We start from the raw sequence: 19,610 nt of genomic DNA on the forward strand, positions 1-19,610 counted from the left end.
AGTAATATTTGATTGATATCTGGTGTTAAATGGTAAAAAAACGTGTCGTCATAACCGGGCTTGGGGTCTTTTGCGGGGCCGGGAAGAATGTGACTGAGTTCAGTGACGCCCTGCTGAACGGCAAGAGTGGCATCGCGCCTTTGGACCTGTTCGACGTGTCAGCCTTTCCGGCTCGTATCGGCTGCCAGGTCAAGGGGTACGCTCCGCTGGATCATTTCGACCGCACAACAGCGCGAAAGCTCTCCCGCGCCGACCAGTTCGGCCTGATCGCTGTCACTGAAGCCCTGACGGACAGTGGTTTGGCAGGTCACTATTCGCCCTTTGACATGGGGGTTTCCATGGGGGGTGGCGCTGCCGGCATGTTCCAGTCGGAACAGTGGTTGAGGTCTCTACTTGCCGGAGAAAGCGCTCCGCCGGTGTTGCTGCGCGGCGTTCTGCCCGACAAGACCGCTACTGAGATAGCGCTGGCCTGCAACCTTGCGGGCTATCAGGGCACGGTTACCACGGCCTGCTCCTCCTCGGCCACCGCCATCGGCTGGGGTGCCGAACTGGTTGCCACCGGCCAACAACGGGCCGTAGTAGCTGGTGGTTCCGATACCCTGTCGCTCTTGACCTTCGGCGGTTTCAACTCGTTGAAGGTGGTCGATCCCGAACCCTGCTCCCCCTTCAGCCTGGGGCGCCAGGGAATATCACTGGGGGAAGGGGCGGCCTTTCTGGTGCTGGAGAGTGAAGAGGATGCCCTGGCACGGGGAGCTCGGATCTATGGTGCGGTGCTCGGCTATGCTCTGGCCGGAGAGGCGTATCACATGACCGCCCCGGAGCCGACCGGCTCCACAGCGGCGCGGGTCATGCGTGATGCCATTGCCGCAGCCGGTATCGACAGCAGCCGGGTGGGATGGGTCAATGCCCATGGTACCGGAACACCCCTTAACGATGTGGTGGAATCCAACGCCATGAAGCTGGTCTTCGGCGAACGGGTCCCCTCGGTTCCGCTCATTTCCACAAAGGCCATGACCGGCCACTGCCTGGGGGCGGCCGGCGCCATCGAGGCGTTGGCCACGGTGATCGCCCTCAACCACCGCACTATCCCCCAAACCTTGAATTTTCGCGGTCGCGACCCGGAATGCGACCTGGACTACTGCCACGAGGGGAAACGTCCCTGCGAGGCCGGCATCGCCATGTCCAATTCCTTCGCCTTCGGAGGCAACATCACATCACTGGTGCTGGGGATATGATCTACTCCTACAACGATATTGTTATTAGCGGCTTCTCGGCCGTGACCGCCGCGGGCAACGGTATCGAAGCGGTGCTGGAACTTCTGGGGTCGGGTCGGGATGCCTTGTCGTCGGTGCCGGACGAGATAGCGGCAAACGGTGGGCAGCGCTGGGGCAAGGCGCTCGGTTTCAGGGCCTCGGATTTTATGCCGCCGCTCAAGGCGCGCAAGCTGGACCGTTGTAGCCAGTTTGCCGTAGGCGCGTCAGGGTTGGCCCTCAAGGATGCCGGTATCGACCCGAAAAACATCAATGCAGAGAGGATCGGTATTGCACTGGGGTGCGGTTTCGGCGGCGTGGCCAATTCTGCCGAGTTCCTCAGCGGCTATTTCAAAGGCGGTGTCGAGGGACTGGCGCCGGTGCTCTTTCCCAACACGGTTTCCAATGCGCCCGCCAGTAACTCTTCCATCGAGCATGGCCTGAAAGGTCCCAATGTGACTCTGGTGCAGCGGTTCTGTTCGGCCGAGTCGGCCTTTGCCATGGCCTGCCGTTTCATCACCGAAGGGCGGGCAGACGTCATGCTTACCGGCGGGGCCGATGACCTGATGCCGCTGATGATCACCGGCTTTGCCGCCACCGGCCAACTGCGGCGTTATGCCGCCTGCTTCGGCGAGGGGAGCGGCATCCTGGTTCTGGAGAGCGCCGCCCACGCCGCTCGGCGCAACGCCCCCATCAAAGCTACGGTCGAAGCGGTCGCTTCCGTCGGTTTGCTCCCGGCCGGTCATGAGCAGGAAGGTGCGGATCGTTTGTTCACCGGAGCTGAACAGTGCGACCTCATTTCCCTTTCCGGCACAGCCGGCGACACCCCGCTACTGATGCAGCGGATTGAAGCTCATGCCACCTTCGATATTTCCTCCATACTTGGGCGCTCCCTGGCCATGGGGGGCACGGCCATAGCTACCTTGCTGGCCTCGCTGAAGCCCGGCCAACAAGGATTGCATCTGGCGGCCTCTCCCGAAGGTCCCTATTATGCTATCCGCTTTACGGGGGGGACCGGCGCAGCCTCCACTTCTCACTGCGACATGAAGGGAGTTTCGTATTAACGCCGATCCCGCTGCATATCTCCCTCATCGCTATCCTTTTCTGCTGCTTGACCGGGTCGTTGAACTGGAAGCCGGTGTTCGGGCAGTCGCCCAGATAGCCGTTACGTCGGGCCAGGGATTTTCCCAGGTGTTGTTGGTGGAGTGCATCGCTCAGTTGGCCGGCATCCTCACCATTCAGGAAGAAGGGGAGGGGGGCTTTCTGGCGGCTATCGACCGGGCTGAATTCTCGGAAATTCCTCTGCCCGGCGATCTGCTTTTGGTGTCGGTTCGGGTAGCCAAAGCTTTTGGCAGGCTCTTCATGGTGGAGGGAGAGGTTGCCTGCGCTGGCCGTATGCTGGCTACGGCTCGACTTACTCTGGGGGTCGGCAAGCTGTGATGTGGTTTGGACGTGATTTCGCTCCTCGTCGCAGGCCCAGTGTCTGGTGGCGGATTTTTCCCGTGTTCGGTACGCTACTGGCGCTTCTGGCGGGCGCTTTTCCCTGCCAGGCTCGCCAGATCCCTGCCGTGGAAGGTCTTGAGGCGCTCCGCAAGGCTTTTACCGGAGTTACGGACTTTACAGCCGATATCAGTCAGGAAAAGCGCCTCTCGCTGTTGAAACGGGCATTGACAATGAACGGAACGGTACGCTTCCGCAAGCCGGATCTGTTCTATCTCGAACTCAATGCCCCCTATGCCAGTCGCATGATCCTGCGAGACAATACCATCGAACAGGTCATGGGCACGGGCGGCGAGCGGAACCGGATAGTCCTGCCTCCTGAACAGGGCCTGAAACGCTGGTTCTCTCGGCTGGCTGCACCGATAACCACCCTGCCGGAGGGAGTCGGCGTTCAGGCCGATGCGACCGGCCCGCTCTATACTGTCACCCTGACCCCACGCGGCAAGGGACAGGTCAGGGAACTGGTTATTACTTTTTTGGCGGACGGCACGATCAGGAAACTGGTCATCGTCGAGCAGAACGGCGACCGCGCCATGATGACCTTTAAAAGGGTGCGCCGCAACGTGGGACTGACGGACCGGGATTTCCGGCTTGAGTGATACATTTTGCCACTAATGATCGGACACTTGATGAAACGACATATTTCTTTTTTATTGCTGTTGCTCACCCTGTCCCTGGTTTCCGGGTGCGCCGCTTTGACCCCCAGGCCGCCCCTGGAGTATCGGACCGGCGCCCAGGTGGATACTCTTTCGGCGGCCGTGTCCCTGTCAATCACCAAGGGTGAACAGGGTATGGGGGCAAACGGTTTTCTGCTCTATCAACGTCCCGACCGGATGAGGATGGTGATACTTTCCCCCTTTGGCACTACCTTAATGGAAACCGTTGTGGCAGGCGATCAAATCACGGTTGTGGACAATTCCAAGAGAGTGGCGTTCCGCGGCTTGCTGGCCGAGCTTCCCCAGCAAGGGGAAGGGGATACCTGGCGCCAGGCACGCTGGGTTATGGATGTGCCGCCTCCCGGCAATTCGCTGCGCGACGGCTCGGTTGAGCGGACCAACAGTATGGGTCTGAAAGAGCGGGTGACCTTCGAGAACGGGCTGCTGATCGCAAAAAGTCTGTCCAACGGCGACGAGGCCCATTATAACGATTACGTGGTGGTGAACGGTGTGCCCCTGGCAACCGAGATCATCATGTACAGCCACAACGGAGACCGCTTCCGCATCAAGATCAGCGAGCCGGAGGTCAATGCCGAGCTGGCGCCTGAAGCCTTCACTTCCCATCTGGATAACCTGACCCTTTACCCGCTGTCCGCGCTGCAAGGAAAGTAAATGTTCATTCCCCGCACGTGGTTCTCCCGGATCACTGCCGCCGGCAATGCCCTTACGCGCCGACATCTGGAATGGATCTTTCGGTTAACGGTCCGCTCACCCCGTGTCGTCATTGCTGCATCGTTGATTCTGCTGGCACTATCTTTAACCGTTATCGCCACCATCCGTTTCGAGGGGGATATCTTCCGTCTCTTCCCCTCGCGCCTTCCGGCCCTCCGCCTGCTGCTGGACTCTCTGGAGTGGACCGGTAGCGCCAAGGAGGCTTATTTCCTGCTGGAAGGCGAACCCCGCCTGTTGCCGGTCGAAGCGGAAAAGCTTTCCGTCCGGCTGAAAGCCCTTCGGATCGACGGTAGTCCCGCCTTCAGCCGTATTACCTGGCGGATCTACGACGAGAACGAGGGGAGGCTGTTTAGCGATTTTGTCGCCTATGCCGTCACCCGACCGCAACTCTTCGTTGCACCAGATGACTTGCCACGGCTGAAGGAGCGTCTTTCCAGCGCGTCCTTCGATGCCTCGTTGCAACGCCTTGAGACTGAACTCGCCGGGCAATTGGGCGGTGCCATGACGAGTCTTGCCACCGCCGATCCCCTCAATATCAGGGAATTCGTTCTGCCGCGCCTCAAGGCAGGCAGCCAGGCGTTGGATCTCGACCCGGCATCGCCCTATTTCCTCTCCCGCGACGGCCGGGTATTGATCCTGATTGCCGAGCCGGCCCGTCCGGTGCAGGACATTGCCTTTGCCCGGCGTCTGGTGGCCGGCATCAACGAAGCTCGAAAAGGACTCGACGCCAGGGTGACCTGCGCCGGAGCCCATATCAGCGCCGTATTGGACGAAGCGGCGATGAAGTCCAATATCGTCGCCTGCATCCTCTCTTCCCTGGTTGTGGTGCTGGTGATCTTCTACGTCGTCTACCGCCGTCTCCTACCCACCCTGCTGCTGCCCCTGATCATCTCGGCCGGTGTGGTGCTGGCCCTGGGTACGGCAGGTTTGTTCCTCCCCTCTATCCATATAATCTCCTTCGCCTTCATGGCACTGATCATCGGACTGGGCACCGATTACTCCATTCATCTTTACGACCGCTATCACGGCGAGCGTGCTGCCGGCAGAGTGCCGGACGAGGCCCTGTACCTGGCAATAGTCGATACCGGGCACGGCCTTTTTACCGCTGCAACCACCACTGCACTGCCGTTTCTGGCGCTGATGATCTCGGATGTTCGCGCTTTGTTTGAGCTGGGGCTTCTGGTTGGGCTGGGAGTGATCTACTCGTTCTATGCGACCCTGTTCTTTCTGCCGCCGCTCCTGCTCTTCATGGAACAGCGTTTTCCTGCTCCGTTTCGGCCGTTGCCCGGTCTTGGGCTGCGCTTTGTCTGGCGTCTGGCAGGCCGGCGCCCCGGACTGATCGCCTCAGTTTCCCTGCTGTTGTTGGCCGCGCTTGGGTCCGCCGCCTTTTCCGTCAGATTCGATGGTGAGTTGAAAAATCTCCAGCCGCAGCACTCCGAGGCTTTCCTGACCCAGGAAAAGATCGAAAAGCACTTGAGTCTTGCGCCCCGGCAACTGCTGGTGGCCGTGGAGGGTCGCGATCTTGGCGAGGTGCTGGCCCGCTCGGGACGGGTGGGGGAACTGGCCGAGCGCTACCGCCTGGCCGGCCGGATCAGCGACTGGTCGTCATTGGGTAAGGTCATCAACAACCGCGGCGAGCAGCAGAAGATCGTCACGGGGTTATCCACAAGCAACGGCAGCGGGATGGCGGCAGCGTTTCGAGCAGCCCTGCTACGGCACGGCTTTGCCCCGGAACCGTTTCAGCCTTTTATCGATGCCCTTACCCATTTCAGCAATGCTGAACTGCTCCCCGAGAGCGAGGCGGTCAGCCGGCTAGAGGCATCGCCGTTGCGGGGCGTCGTCAATCGCCACCTGATCCACGATACAAATGGCTATCATAGTCTGATATTCATCTACTATCGCGGGCCCGAGTTCAGCCAGACAGCCTTTTTGAAAGATCTCACGGCCTTTGACCCGGCGGCCCGGGCAAGCAGCGTCGAACTGGTCAGCAGCCAGTTGGCCGCATCGGTATCCCACAGCTTTCTGTGGAGTTTTCTGGTCGGCGGTTTGCTGGTGCTGTTTCTGCTTATTAGCCATTTCAGAACAAAAGAAGGAGTGTTCTATCCCCTCTTTCCTGTGGCGGGCGGAGCGGCCGCCATGCTGGGGGTCATGGCCCTGGCCGGTATGAAGCTTAATTTCATGAACGCTATGGTGCTTGTTACCATCGTGGGAATGGGGAGCGACTACGGCCTGCATATCGGGCACCGGGTCGGGGATAGCGCCTCTCCCGACGCTGAAGCACGCTTTGTTCAGGCCGGGCGGGCGGTGTTCCTGTCGGCCCTGACAACCATTGCCGGATTCGGCTCGCTGGCCTTTGCCGATTACCCCGCCCTGGCATCAATCGGCTGGGCTACCAATCTGGGGGTCGGCTTCACAGCGTTTTTCAGCCTGGTGACCCTTCCGGCTGCGATGTTCCTTAAGATTCCCCGTAAGATAAATAAATGACCGGCCCGGTTTTGCCATACGGCACTGATTGAAGAGGGTTGCATGAATATGATCGGGTTCAAAAAACACCTTGCCAAGGGTTTGGCCGTGCTGGTGCTGCTTGTCGGCTGCGGGATGTGGTGGGGCTATGCCCATCTCACCACCCTGGTCCAGTCGCGCCTGAAAAGCATGGTCGGAGACGGGCTGACTTTGGGCAAGGTAACCGCTCGATGGAACCGGGTAGAACTGGACAACGTGCGGATTGCCCGTCATGGCGGGCCCGGTCGTTTTGCCGATCGCCTCACCGTTGAACGGATCGTCATCCGCCCCAGCCTGCTTTCGCTCCTGAGTGGCAGGCTGGATATCAGCGAGATTGTCCTGGAAAAACCCTGGCTGCTTCTGGAAATAGCCCCGGACGGGTCGCTCGTGAAGATATTGCAACCCCGCAAGGAGCCTCCCTCCCGTTCGTCGCCCGCCTCCCTGCCGGTGCGGATCAATACCCTCAAGATAAATAACGGCAGTCTGGACCTGCTTGACCGGCACATCTCCCGTAGAGGCGGGGTGGGGTTGAGCAACCCTCGTGAACAATACCATCTGGTCACATTCCAAAGCATTGCGTTCTCCGCCGATTTCCTGACCATGCCGGCTTCAAAGCGGGCGTCGCCGGTGCGTCTGGATGTGGCCTGTAAAGGTGGTGGGACCCTTTCGGTGCGAGGCGAGATAACCCCCAAGGGGCTTGACACCCACCTTAAACTGGAACTTGCGGGACTTGATATTACCAAGTTCCGGCCCTACTTCCTCAAGAAGGGTGACCTGGGTGTGGCGTCCGGGAAGCTGTCCGCCAGTAGTACCATAACCATTGAAAACCGCCGCCTGAATGCCCCCGGCACCCTGCGCCTGAGCAATCTGGCCTTTGCCAATTCCGGGGCAAAGGGCTTGCTGATGGGGGTTCCCGCCTGGGCCTTTATCAAGTTCCTGTCCGACAACAAGGACGAACTCCAGGTTGATTTCTCACTGAGCGGCAGTCTCGACGATCCACATTTTGCCGTCCGCCAGACCCTGGTTGACCAAGTGGCCACAGCCCTGGCTTCCAAGATTGGCATCTCCAGCGTGACGAGTATCGGCAAGGGGATTATCGATATGGGGGAAAAGGGGATCAAAAAGATATTTGGCGGCGGGAAATAACCAGTAAATCTGGAATCGATAGTTAACGGCCGATGAATGCCGATAAATGGCGGCACATCGAAAATGTGGGATGGACGGGGCGGTTCAGTGATAGAACGTTACGCCCACCAGAAACTTGCTGGAATTAAGCGGTTCGTTGGGCGAGGCGGTACCAGCGTTGGAAATGTGATGATAACGATACTCGGCCATAAGCGCCGTGTTCTTGCGCAGAAAATACTGCAACCCTGTCCCCCCCTGGTAGGAAAAATCCAGTTTGCTCCCCATGGTGGGTAGCCCAACATCCACAAAGAGTATCCCTCCGCCGGCAAAAACATAAGGGTAGATGCCCTCCAGTCCGGTGAATTTCCAGCTTCCCAGAAGGTATCCCCCTACCATCGACCTGGCGTCGTGGTCCACGGCCATGTGATAAGGTATCTCCACCAGCAGTTCGTGCCTTCCTTGATACCAGCTTCCCGTACCGACCTCATCAGAGAGGAATCGGCCATAACGGGCGATGACGTCCCAGGTCTGTACCTGGGTGCGGGTAGCGCCGAAATAGCGGTGGATGATGCCGTAACCGGTCAGCAGTGCGCATTCCGAGGAGGCCGTGGCGACAATTGTTTCTGCCCGGACAGATAACGGGGTGAGGATGGCAATGAGGACAAGGGTGGTCAGGAGCGTTTTCTGTATCATAGAGTGAGTTTTACCTACCTGTTATGCAGAGTGATGTTGTTTGTGACTTCAGGTCTCAAAGCCGGACTGCTCAACCGGGCTCGTTGCACGGGTCGATTCCAACTCGGCAATGATCTGGGCGCCCAAGAGCAGAATTATGGCCGACACCTCGATACTGAGCAGGGTCACCACCACCGTGGCAATTGAGCCGTAGATGATATTAACCATGGAGAGAGATGCGTAATACCAGACCAGTATCCGGCGGGTGATCTCCCAGAGCAGCGTGGCGGCCGCCCCACCGATGAGGGCGTGGCGAAAGGTAATTCGCACCACGGGCATCACCAGGTAGATGGAAGTGAGCATCAGTAGTTCTCCGGCGATCCCCAAGATGTACAGTGCGATCCGCTCCGTGCCGGCCAGGCTCACACTCCAGTTGAACAGGATCAGATGCCGGTTTTCCAGGGTCTCCACCGCGCCCACCGCTACCGACACTACAATGATTCCCAGGGCAAGGGCACAAATGTAGACAAAGGGGATCAGGGCCGAAACGAGAAAACCGCGACGCTCGTGTCTGACGTGGTGGAAAAAGATCACCGAGATGGCGTTTTCCAGGACCGAAAAGGCAATGGAACTGAAAAACAGCATGGCGATGAAACCGATGGAACCGATCACCTGCCGGTTTTGCACGAAAACCCGTACCTGCTCAAGCAGGATGGCCGTATAGCCGGGCACCACCATCTCCAGGTAGGTCGCCATGGTTGCCACCAACCGCTCCTCACCGATGATATGGGAAAGCACGGTCATGACGAGGATCGACATGGGCACCACCGATAGCAGGGTGTAGTAGGCGACGGCACCTGACAGCAGAAAGCCCTGGTTGCGCCGGAAATCCCGCATAACGGTAGCCATGAAACTAAAGAACCTGCCCGGTTTCCACGGACTGTCGTTTCGTTCATTCGTCATGGTTTTAGCGTTCACCTTCCGGTGGATCTGCCTCCTTTGTGGCTGCGTCCCACCATTCAGGCCGGTTTCGTTTGATCCAGACCGGGATGGCCAGCAGCAGGGCGACCAAGGCAAGTCCCAGGATTATCTGCTGCGTCAGGGAAACGCCCGTAAAGAACGTTTTTCCGTAGTAGTTGAGCAAAATGGTGCCGGGGGTCATACCCACCAGTGTCGTCAGGGCAAAGATTCTTAGCGACATGCCGGTCAGGCCGGCGCCGTAGCTGACCAGGGCGAAAGAGAAGACCGGTTCGAAGCGGGCGAACAGGACAATGTACGCCATCTGACGTTGTGGGTAACGGCCGTTGAAGGCCACCTCCCGGTGCAGGAGCCGGGTGATTGCCTCCCTGCCCAGAGCATGGGCCAGGAGAAAACAGGCAATGGCCCCGGCCTCGGAGCCGATGAGTGAGTAGATGGTGCCCCAGAATGGGCCAAAGATGACGCCACCGGCCACATCCAGGGGGGCGTTGGGGACAACGGTCAGCACGATGGCAACGGTTCTGAGGAGGATATAGGCCAGGGGCGCCAGAATCCCCATGCTCTTGATCCAGATTTCGAGCCATCTGGGGTCAAGCCATTCGGGCGGTAAATCCCGCAACACGAGGATGCAGAGAACGACCAGGAGGAGGGCGAGCAACACCGCCTTGAACAGACACGCCCTATCTTTGCCGCTTTTTTTCATGTTCTCTCACGGTTCCGTTTACGAGGAAAGTTCGGTGTTACCGATCGGTCTGTTAACGACGTTAGGCTTGCTTTGGTGCAACATCGTATGGAACGACGCCGTCACCACTTTTGCTTCCGCTCAAAGGCCAGGATCTCCGGCAGGTTGCGCAGGAAAGCCAGGATACTGTGAGGCGATTTCCAGATCATCTTCGTGTAGCCCCAGTGAATACGGGTGCGGTGATAGAAGCGGCGGATGAATTCGTTGTAGAGTTCCTCCAACTGATCCTTGGTCATCCCCGTGGGCACGAAGACGAAGTTCATGCAGTTCATCAACTCCCACTTCTCGTCGAACTCACCCTGCTCGCGGATGGTCTTGTAGATTGGAGCACCGGGGAAAGGGGTGAACTTGGTAACGTTGATCTCTTCCAGCGGCAGAGACAGAGCATAGTCGATGGTACGACGGATGGCGGTTTCGTCCTCCCCCGGCAGGCCGATCATGAAGAGTCCTTTGACCCGCATGCCCGCCTTCTTGACCATCTGCAGCTTCATGCCCACCTCATCAAGCCCGTAAAATTTGCGATGCTTCCTGAGCACCTCCGGGTCGCCGGATTCGATGCCGAAGTTGACCTGCCAGCAACCGGAACGTTTGAGCAGCGACAGCAGTTCCGCATCCACATGCTCCAACCGGGCAATGCAATTGTAAGTAACGTTCAGCCTTTTTTTTGCTTTCAGGTCGCAGAATTCCGCTACCCGTTTGCGGTCGAAGGTGAACAGGTCGTCGTAGAAAAAGACATGGCGGATGCCGTAGTTGCGGTTGAGCATAGCTACGTGTTCGACGATGTACTCGGGCGAATTGAAGCGGAATCCGCGGGAGAATACCGAACGGTCGCAGTAGGAACAGGCATAGGGGCAGCCACGACTGGAGATGATACTCGTGTTGGGGGCTGTGGGAAAGCTGAACAGCGGCAGGGTGTAGCGTTTGGGGAAACCGGGCAGCAGGTGATAGGCGGGAAACGGGAGATCGTCCAGATTGGCGATCAGTTCGCGTGGGGCTGTAGCCACACCCCTGCCGTCGCGGCGGAAGGCGATGCCGGGCAGGGACTCCGCCCCCATGAAGCCGGCCTGGGCCAGCTCCAGCATGGTCTGCTCCCCCTCGCCGATCACCAGGAAGTCGATAGCAGGGAAGCCGTCCAGGAGCGGCGCACCCATGGTGCAGGGGTGCGCACCGCCAAAAACCGTGACGATCCCGGCATCCCGCTCCTTAACGGCGCTGGCGATGCGATATCCTTCATGGAATGCCGAGGTTGTGGTGGAAAACCCCACGGCGTCGGGCTTGCGGCGGATGACTTCGTCGGCCAGATCGTCAACCTCCATGGGCGTGGCATAGCAGTCGATGATCTCGACCTCTATGCCGTGGCGCTCAAGCCAGGCGGCAATGCTCATGATCCCCAGGGGGGGCATGATATTGAAAATGGTGGTGATATCCTGCACGCCCGGCATGAAGTTGCTGCCGTGGGGATGGACGAAGAGAACCTTCACTCAACAACCTCCAGGACGCCTTCCATGCCCTTGCCACGCTGGCTGGCCAGAAAGGGCGGCTTTTTTTCGCAGTAGAACGGGTAGCTGCCCACCTTGGTGGGGGCGAAGGCAATGGTCTTCAGGTCGTGGGAGAGCGATTCGTTGATCTTGATGCCTGCCTCGGGGGCGTCAATGACGAAGGAGTGGGTGATGAACCAGCCGTCCTTGCGCACCAGCAGTTCCAACGGCTGGTTGACCTTGACCACAATGTGGTTGGGCTTGAAGAAGTAATCGCCCCCCAATACCTCCGCCCGCTGGGCCCCGTCCTTGTCCACGGGCACGATGAACGGTACGCCGTCGGCGCACACGGCTACCGTGGCAAACATGAGTAGCGGGCTGACAATTATCGGTTTCATGATGCTGACCTCCTGGCGCCGCATCCTTAGTTGCCGCGGAGCAGGCAGAGAATTGGGACCGTGCGTTATTATTTTATAGACTAGCATAGCCGGGCACAAATTCCATGCATTTATTGGGCGGGGAATGCCGAGGAAAGCGGTACTCCTCCTTTGACAATTGGTGCAAAATAGGCCATAGTTCAACGCTCAGTGTGGTTAGTTCATCCACGTCATTCCGAGCTATTTTGGCTGCTGCCGTCGTTGGGGCTTCTTGATGTAGGCCCTGTTACACCTGCGTCGCCCTGCCTTGGCCCCGGCCAAAATTACTCGGAATCATTTCCCGCGATTATCCATACGAGATGCTAGCGGTTGATACCGGTAACAACAGCGGAGTAGCAATGCAGCAGCGCGCCATCACACCCGAAAAAAGCGACGATGATTCTCAATTCGATGCCACCCTGCGGCCCCGCGCCCTGGCGGACTACATCGGCCAGGAAAAGATCAAGGGCAATCTGCGGCTGTTCATCGATGCGGCCAGGGGCAGGGGGGAAGCACTTGACCATGTCCTGCTCTACGGCCCCCCCGGCCTCGGCAAGACTACCCTTGCCAATATTGTGGCCTGCGAGATGGGGGTCAACATCAAGTCGACCTCGGGACCGGTTATCGAGCGCCCCGGTGATTTGGCAGCTATCCTGACCAATCTGGAACCCCACGACGTACTCTTCATCGATGAGATCCACCGGTTGTCCCACGTGGTCGAGGAGATTCTCTACCCGGCCATGGAGGATTTCCAACTTGATATCATCATCGGTCAAGGGCCGAGCGCTCGCAGCATCAAGCTTGATCTGCCACGTTTCACCCTGGTGGGGGCCACAACCAGGGCCGGGCTACTTTCCTCGCCGCTACGGGACCGTTTCGGTGTGATTTCGCGCCTTGAATTCTACACTGAACAGGAACTGGCCACAATTATCAGCCGTTCATCCCGGATCCTGGGGATGGAGATCGAGTCCGAGGGGGCTGTCGAGCTTGCCCGGCGCAGTCGCGGCACCCCCCGTATCGCTAACCGCCTTCTGCGGAGGGTGCGTGACTTTGCCCAGGTACGGGCCAACGGGGTCATCACCCGCACGGTGGTTCAGGATACGCTCAAGCTGCTGGAGATCGACGAAATGGGTTTTGACCAGATGGATCGCATGATCCTTCTGACGATCATCGACAAGTTCACCGGTGGCCCGGTGGGGCTGGATACCATCGCCGCTGCCATCGGCGAAGAGAGTGACACCATCGAGGATGTGTATGAACCGTTTCTCATCCAGAACGGCTTCCTGAACCGCACCCCGCGCGGCCGGGTCGCCACTCGCGCCGCCTATCTGCACTTCGACCGCATAGCGCCTGAATCGCCTCAAGGGAACCTATTCTGACGATGCAGCAGTTTTTTGATTTTCCCATAAAACCCGCGTACAGCTTCGATGGCTTCGTCTCCTGCGACGGCAATGCTGCGGCTTTGCAGTTCGCCCGGCGCATCGCCGATCCGGCCGATGCCGAGAACCTGCTCTACCTGCACGGCCCGGCAGGTTCCGGCAAGACGCACCTGCTGAAAGCCATCGCCCACTCCCTCTGTCCCGCTGAAACCGCCTGCTACCTGTCATGCCGTGATAACTTATCCGCGCATGAACTCGTCGCCCGCTTCAACGGCGTACCGATCCTGGTGGTGGATGACCTGCACCTGCTGCCCGATGAGGCAGCCCTGCGGGCAGCCCTGTGGCAGGTATTCAACGACTTCTATTCCAGTGGCCGGAAAGTAGCCTTGGCCGGCCTCCTGCCGCCCCGCGAGCTGCCCTACCTGGACGACCACCTGATTTCGCGTCTTTTGTGGGGCCTTGTCGCCCGTGTGGATGCCTCCGACGATCATTCCCGGCGTATGATCCTGAGAAAGATTGCCGATGACCGTCAGGTGAGGGTACCTGATGATGTGGTCGATTACATCCTGATGACCGCCAGTCGTGAGGTCGGCGACCTGATCGCGGCTTTTGAGGCGCTTTTCCGGCTTTCCATGGCCGAACAACGCCGTATAACCTTGCCGCTGGCCCGCCAATCCCGTGAGCTCATGCAGGGCAGGGGGATAGCGCCATGACCCCCCCCTTTCGCAATAGTCTCAAAACTCCCGAAGAGGTCGAGCTGGAACGCAAACAACGCGAGTTGAAGCGTTTCCAACTCGAACTTGGGGATTGGGAGAGGATGTTTTCCGATCTCAAGGCCGAAATCCGTACCTTCGAGCAACTCTATGAGGATACCTTGGGGGGGCGGATCACCGTACTGGAAGAGCTGGAATGGCAGGTGAACGGTATCCTCGGCACGGAAAAGGCGCCTCCCCGTCAGGAATCTCTGTCGGACGAACAGGTGTTCAGCCATTTTCGGCGCACGACCGACTTGCTGGACGATGATGATGAAAGTCCGCCCGACACCTCCTCAATGAGCATCAAGTCACTCTATCGCGGGGTCGCCAAGGCGGTACATCCCGATTTGGCTTCCGACGAGGCGGACCGCCTGCGACGCCAGGAGTTGATGTCAGTTGCCAACCAGGCCTACGAATCGGGAGATCGCAAATCCCTTGAAGAGCTGTTTTGGGATTGGGAGGTGGGAACCGGTACGGTCTCCGGCAAAGACATCGCTTCTGAGCTGGTGAGGGTGATCCGTCAGATCGCCAGGACGCAGCAGAATATCCATGCCGTTATCCTCCAAATCGACGAACTGAAACAGACGGACATTTATCGTTTCAAGCTGCGGGTAGCCGATGCCCAGGCAGAGGGGATCGACCTTTTGGCTGAAATGGTTGCCAAGGCGGATGAGGATATTTCCGTGTTGCGCAAACGGCTTTCGGTGTTGCGGGGCGAAGAGGCCATGGTCGATACCCCGAGCTCACCCAATGTGAAAACGCGTGTTATTCGTTTTCCCGCGGATAAGAACTATGGCACGCTCTATGTCCGTAATGTCGGTTCAATGGACTATCGAGACTGGCAATGGCTGGGGAACGCGCGTGGCGTTAAAGAGATATTTCTTAACAAGGGTGTGCGGCTGGACGTCAAGGGGGTTGACGGCAACGGGCTGGATTTCCTGGATACCCTGCATCCAGAGGATCTTCAGGCGCTGTTTCTGAACGATGTGGGCGACAGCGCCCTGGCGCACGTCACACGTCTTACGGGGCTTCAGGAACTATGTCTCTCCAATACCACCATCAGCGAGGAGGGACTTGCCCAACTCGTTTCGCTCGGCGAATTGCAGCGCATCTATATCTATCATACCGCCATCGGCGACCGGGGACTCCACAATCTGACCCGTCTCAAAGGACTGAAATGGCTGACCTGTAGTGGCACAATGATCAGCGAGGAGGGCCTGAACCACTTCCGTCAGGCGCTGCCCGACTGCAAGGCCGTGAGTTTTAAGTGGCGCTATGACAAATAAGGTTGTGACGACAATATCGTGACTTTGCGGGCTTCCTGTTGCTTGTAACGTATTCGCGCGCCTCCCTTTCCATTTTTCTCACCCTGTTTATAATATGCACCTCCAAAAAAATCACGAAGGAACAGGAAACCCCATGCCCGTCAGTAAGGATCAGCTCACCACGATCATTAATGCAATCATAGCAGACACCTCCCTCACAGCAGCACAGGTCGCCAACACTGTCGAACTTCTGCAGGAGGGGGCCACCGTCCCTTTTATCGCACGTTACCGCAAAGAGCGCACCAATGAACTGGATGAGGTCCAGATCCGCGCCATTGAGGAGCGTTTTGCCTATTTTAGCGAACTTGAGGAGCGCAAGCTGACGATCCTCAAGTCCATTGATGAACAGGGCAAACTGACCCCGGAGTTGCGGGAACGGATCGAAATCTCCCGCCAGAAGACCGAACTGGAGGACCTTTATCTCCCTTACAAACCTAAACGGCGCACCAAGGCCACCATTGCCCGTGAACGGGGGCTTGAGCCGCTGGCCGATCTGATGATCGCCCAGGAGATGACCACCGGGATGCCGGAGGATGCGGCCCTGGCCTATGTGGACCCCGACAAGGGGGTACCGGATGTTGTCGCCGCCCTGGAGGGAGCCGGGCATATCCTGGCTGAGCGGCTATCCGACGATGCCGACGCCCGTGCCATGGTGCGGCGCTTGACCTGGGAACAAGGGGCGTTCAATTCGCGGGTGGCGGCCGATAAGAAGGGGCAGGTCACCAAGTTCGAGATGTACTACGACTACCAGGAACCGCTGAAGGCGATTCCTTCCCATCGTATGCTGGCCATGCGCCGGGGCGAGAAGGAGGAGGTGCTCTTCCTGACCATCTTGGCACCGCTGGAGCAGATCATGGCCGGTTTGAAGGCCCGCCTGATAACTCGTGACAGTATCTTTGTCCCGCTTCTGGAGGGGGTAGCCGAAGATGCTTACAAGCGCCTGATTGCTCCTTCCATTGAGGTGGAACTGCGCCTGGAAGCCAAGAATTTGGCCGATGAGGTGGCCATCCGTGTCTTCAGCGGCAACTTGCGCAATCTGCTGTTGGCTCCGCCGGCAGGCGGCAAGCGGGTGTTGGGCATCGATCCGGGTTTGCGCACCGGTTCCAAGTTGGCGACGGTGGACGGTACCGGCCGCTTTCTGGAACACGTCACTATCTACCCTCATACCGGAGCGGCACGGGTGCCTCAAGCGAAGCAGGATTTATTGCGCTTGGTGGAAGCTCACGCCATCGAGATGATCGCCATCGGCAACGGCACCGCGGGTAGGGAAATGGAACTATTTGCCAAGGAGACGCTTGCCGAAGCGGGGAGGCATGTGCCGGTGGTGATGGTCAGCGAGGCGGGCGCCAGCGTCTATTCGGCCTCGGAGATCGCCCGGGAGGAGTTTCCCGATCTGGATCTGACGGTGCGGGGTGCCATCTCTATTGCGCGGCGGCTTCAAGACCCGCTGGCCGAACTGGTCAAGATTGACCCCAAAAGCATCGGCGTCGGCCAGTATCAGCACGACGTAAATCAAATCATGCTGAAGAAGTCTCTGGACGATGTGGTGGAGTCATGCGTCAACTATGTGGGGGTGGACCTGAATACCGCCTCATGGGCGCTGCTCTCCTCTGTTTCAGGCGTGGGGCCGGCCCTGGCCAAGGCGATCGTCGGCCACCGCGACCGGCAGGGGGCCTTTGTGTCCCGCAAGGCGCTCATGGAGGTGCCCCGTTTCGGTGCCAAGGCATTTGAACAGGCCGCGGGTTTCCTCCGCATCCGCAATGGCATCCACCCCCTGGACAACACCGCCGTGCATCCTGAACGTTATCCGTTGGTGGAGGCCATGGCTGCCGACCGGGGAGTGACATTGGCCCAGTTGGCCGCCGATCCCGCCCTGGCGGAAAGCCTCGACCTGCGTCGCTACGTGAGCGACAGTGTCGGCATGCCCACTCTGCGGGATATTATGGAGGAGTTGAAAAAACCGGGCCGCGACCCGCGCAGTCAGTTTCAAACCGCCAGTTTCCGTGACGACATCCGGGAGATAACCGACCTTCAGGAGGGAATGATCCTCCAGGGGATCGTGACCAACGTGACCGCCTTCGGTGCCTTTGTGGATATCGGGGTCCATCAGGACGGTCTGGTACACGTCAGTCACTTGTCAAACCGCTATGTCAAGGATCCCAACGACGCAGTCACGGTGGGGCAGGTAGTGAAAGTCAAGGTATTGTCGGCAGATGCGCAGCGCAAGCGGATCGCGCTTTCCATAAAGGAGGCCGAGGCGGGCGGGGGGAAGCCTCAACAGCGGAGCCAAAAACCGGCGGCGGTTCAGGAAGCGAAAACCGGCCTCGATCTCAGCGCCATGGAGAAGGCCGGTTTCCGGGTCAAGCGGAAGTAAGTGCAAACTAAAATCGGCAATTCTGCCACAGAGACACAGAGGTTCACAGAGAAAAGCAAAAAAAATCAGGACAAAAGCATCACTAAAAAATCGTTTTCTTGTTTGCCTTACTCCTGATTTTCTCTGTGTCTCCGTGGCAGATTTCATAGATTATCTCATCTTTTTCTCCGATCCTCTATGGCTCTATGGCAAAAATCAGGTTGTTTTATCCCTCGATCCTCGGGAACAAGGCTTCAGCCTTGGTGATCGTTGTACCTTCCTTCAGGCCGCCCCAGGCCAGGCCCACCAGAGTATTCTCCGTCTCGCATCCCAGGCTGGCCAGGGCCTTCTCCGTCGTGGCCGGCAGGAACGCTGACAAGATGATATGCACAATACGCTGGGATTCAAGCAGGCAGTACATGACCGTGGCGAGCCGCTCCTTGAGGGCCGGGTCCTTGGCCAGGGTCCAGGGTGCCGACTCGTCGATGTACTTGTTGCCCGCCGAGATTACCTCCCAGATGGCCTGAAGCGCCTTGCTGAAAGCCAGGTCGTTCATGCACCCTTCCACAGCGGCGATCATCCCTTCGGTGCGCGTTTTCAGGGCCAAGTCGCTTGCGTTCAAATCTCCTGGGGCAGGCAGGATGCCATCGAAATACTTGACCGCCATGGCTGTCGACCTGCTGAGCAGGTTGCCCAGGTCGTTGGCCAGGTCGGAATTGATCCGCTGGACCAGGGCGGCATGTGAAAAGTCACCGTCCAGGCCGAAAGGCACCTCACGCAGCAGGAAATACCTGACGGCATCCACGCCGTACTTGTCGATCAGCATGTTGGGCTCGACCACGTTTTGCAGGCTCTTACTCATCTTCTGGCCTTCGATGGTCCACCAGCCGTGGGCAAAGACTTTTTCCGGCAGGGGTAGACCGGTCGCCATCAGGAAGGTGGGCCAGTAAACGGCGTGGAAACGCAGGATGTCCTTGCCGATCAGGTGTACGTTGACCGGCCAGAAACGTTTGTAGTCGTCCGTCGCCTCGGGATAGCCCAAGGCCGTGATGTAGTTGGTCAGGGCGTCGAACCAGACGTAGATGACATGTTTGTCGTTGCCCGGCACCGGGATGCCCCAGGTAAAGGTGGTACGCGACACGGACAGGTCGCGCAGACCCTCCTTGACGAAGGAGATGATCTCGTTGCGTTTGCTCTTGGGCTGGATGAAGTCGGGATGGGACTCGATGTGGGCCAAGAGTTGGTCCTGGTACTTGCTCATGCGGAAGAAGTAGGACTCCTCCTTCAGTTTTTCCACCGGCCGGTTGCAGTCGGGGCACCGGCCGTCGATCAACTGGGTCTCGGTCCAGAAGGTTTCGCAGGGGGTGCAGTACCAGTCTTCGTACTCGCCCAGGTAGATATCACCCTTCTCAAGTATGTCCTTGAAGATATGGGCAACGCCCTTTTTGTGGCGTTCCTGGGTTGTCCTGATGAAATCATTGTTGGAGATGCCCAGCCGTTCCCAGAGCGCCTGGAAGCGTTTCACCACCCGGTCGGCCAGTTCCAGTGGTGTTTCGCCGGCGGTCGTGGCGGCCTTTTCCACCTTCTGGCCATGCTCGTCGCTGCCGGTCAGAAAATAGACGTCATACCCCATAAGGCGCTTGTAGCGGGCCAGGACATCCGCTGCCACCGTGGTATAGGCGTGGCCAATGTGGGGCACGTCGTTGACATAATATATAGGGGTAGTGAGGTAGAACGTAGGTTTCAT

At 58.6% G+C, this 19,610-nt stretch carries 17 protein-coding genes; 11 read left to right on the forward strand and 6 right to left on the reverse strand.

What is annotated here, in order from left to right; translation table 11 throughout:
- Nucleotides 1–29 precede the first annotated feature (29 nt).
- From LDN12_RS08335 to LDN12_RS08365, 7 genes are all read left to right on the forward strand, one after another.
- Nucleotides 30–1,235, forward strand: a complete 1,206-nt coding sequence (locus LDN12_RS08335) for a beta-ketoacyl synthase (protein ID WP_223922208.1) — start codon at nucleotides 30–32, stop codon at nucleotides 1,233–1,235.
- Nucleotides 1,232–2,314 (forward strand): beta-ketoacyl synthase N-terminal-like domain-containing protein, encoded by a 1,083-nt coding sequence (locus LDN12_RS08340; RefSeq protein WP_223922209.1) that lies wholly within the window; start codon nucleotides 1,232–1,234, stop codon nucleotides 2,312–2,314. Before LDN12_RS08335 ends, LDN12_RS08340 begins: the two co-directional genes overlap by 4 nt.
- Nucleotides 2,310–2,690, forward strand: coding sequence for a hydroxymyristoyl-ACP dehydratase (locus LDN12_RS08345; protein WP_223924045.1), 381 nt, complete (start codon nucleotides 2,310–2,312; stop codon nucleotides 2,688–2,690). Before LDN12_RS08340 ends, LDN12_RS08345 begins: the two co-directional genes overlap by 5 nt.
- Nucleotides 2,691–2,752: 62 nt before the next feature.
- Complete coding sequence (locus LDN12_RS08350) at nucleotides 2,753–3,349, forward strand: outer membrane lipoprotein carrier protein LolA (RefSeq protein WP_223922210.1); 597 nt, start codon at nucleotides 2,753–2,755, stop codon at nucleotides 3,347–3,349.
- A gap of 30 nt (nucleotides 3,350–3,379) precedes the next feature.
- Nucleotides 3,380–4,078 carry a lipoprotein insertase outer membrane protein LolB gene (locus tag LDN12_RS08355; protein WP_223922211.1) on the forward strand — a complete coding sequence of 233 codons (699 nt, stop codon included), beginning with the start codon at nucleotides 3,380–3,382 and terminating at the stop codon, nucleotides 4,076–4,078.
- Nucleotides 4,079–6,622 (forward strand): MMPL family transporter, encoded by a 2,544-nt coding sequence (locus tag LDN12_RS08360; RefSeq protein WP_223922212.1) that lies wholly within the window; start codon nucleotides 4,079–4,081, stop codon nucleotides 6,620–6,622. It begins immediately after the preceding gene.
- A gap of 42 nt (nucleotides 6,623–6,664) precedes the next feature.
- On the forward strand, nucleotides 6,665–7,786 hold the full coding sequence (locus tag LDN12_RS08365) for a DUF748 domain-containing protein (RefSeq protein WP_223922213.1): 1,122 nt from the start codon (nucleotides 6,665–6,667) through the stop codon (nucleotides 7,784–7,786).
- A gap of 84 nt (nucleotides 7,787–7,870) precedes the next feature.
- Here LDN12_RS08365 and LDN12_RS08370 read toward each other — a convergent pair whose 3' ends face one another.
- The 5 genes from LDN12_RS08370 to LDN12_RS08390 all read right to left on the reverse strand — a co-directional run bounded on the left by LDN12_RS08370 (nucleotide 7,871) and on the right by LDN12_RS08390 (nucleotide 12,033).
- Nucleotides 7,871–8,458 (reverse strand): acyloxyacyl hydrolase, encoded by a 588-nt coding sequence (locus LDN12_RS08370; protein WP_223922214.1) that lies wholly within the window; start codon nucleotides 8,456–8,458, stop codon nucleotides 7,871–7,873.
- A gap of 48 nt (nucleotides 8,459–8,506) precedes the next feature.
- Entirely contained in the window at nucleotides 8,507–9,400 is an 894-nt protein-coding gene (locus LDN12_RS08375) for a YihY/virulence factor BrkB family protein (protein ID WP_223922215.1), read from the reverse strand.
- A gap of 4 nt (nucleotides 9,401–9,404) precedes the next feature.
- A complete protein-coding gene (locus LDN12_RS08380; RefSeq protein WP_223922216.1) occupies nucleotides 9,405–10,118 on the reverse strand; it encodes a TVP38/TMEM64 family protein in 714 nt (237 codons plus the stop codon).
- Nucleotides 10,119–10,219: 101 nt separating this feature from the next.
- Complete coding sequence (locus LDN12_RS08385) at nucleotides 10,220–11,638, reverse strand: B12-binding domain-containing radical SAM protein (RefSeq protein WP_223922217.1); 1,419 nt, start codon at nucleotides 11,636–11,638, stop codon at nucleotides 10,220–10,222.
- Nucleotides 11,635–12,033 (reverse strand): cupredoxin domain-containing protein, encoded by a 399-nt coding sequence (locus LDN12_RS08390; protein ID WP_223922218.1) that lies wholly within the window; start codon nucleotides 12,031–12,033, stop codon nucleotides 11,635–11,637. Before LDN12_RS08390 ends, LDN12_RS08385 begins: the two co-directional genes overlap by 4 nt.
- Before the next feature lie 377 nt (nucleotides 12,034–12,410).
- Here LDN12_RS08390 and ruvB point away from each other — a divergent pair, with 377 nt between their 5' ends.
- The 4 genes from ruvB to LDN12_RS08410 all read left to right on the forward strand — a co-directional run bounded on the left by ruvB (nucleotide 12,411) and on the right by LDN12_RS08410 (nucleotide 17,884).
- Entirely contained in the window at nucleotides 12,411–13,430 is a 1,020-nt protein-coding gene (ruvB, locus tag LDN12_RS08395; protein WP_223922219.1) for a Holliday junction branch migration DNA helicase RuvB, read from the forward strand.
- A 2-nt stretch (nucleotides 13,431–13,432) separates the two neighbouring features.
- Entirely contained in the window at nucleotides 13,433–14,143 is a 711-nt protein-coding gene (locus LDN12_RS08400; protein ID WP_223922220.1) for a DnaA ATPase domain-containing protein, read from the forward strand.
- A complete protein-coding gene (locus LDN12_RS08405) occupies nucleotides 14,140–15,471 on the forward strand; it encodes a J domain-containing protein (RefSeq protein WP_223922221.1) in 1,332 nt (443 codons plus the stop codon). The genes LDN12_RS08400 and LDN12_RS08405 overlap by 4 nt, the downstream gene beginning before the upstream one ends.
- Nucleotides 15,472–15,604: 133 nt before the next feature.
- On the forward strand, nucleotides 15,605–17,884 hold the full coding sequence (locus LDN12_RS08410; protein ID WP_223922222.1) for a Tex family protein: 2,280 nt from the start codon (nucleotides 15,605–15,607) through the stop codon (nucleotides 17,882–17,884).
- A gap of 205 nt (nucleotides 17,885–18,089) precedes the next feature.
- Here the strand turns inward: LDN12_RS08410 and metG are convergent, their stop codons facing one another.
- Nucleotides 18,090–19,610: a methionine--tRNA ligase gene (gene metG, locus LDN12_RS08415; protein WP_223922223.1), complete on the reverse strand. Its 1,521-nt coding sequence runs from the start codon at nucleotides 19,608–19,610 to the stop codon at nucleotides 18,090–18,092.

Origin of the sequence: Geobacter sp. AOG2 (assembly GCF_019972295.1) — a bacterium.
Classification (GTDB): Bacteria; Desulfobacterota; Desulfuromonadia; order Geobacterales; family Pseudopelobacteraceae; genus Oryzomonas.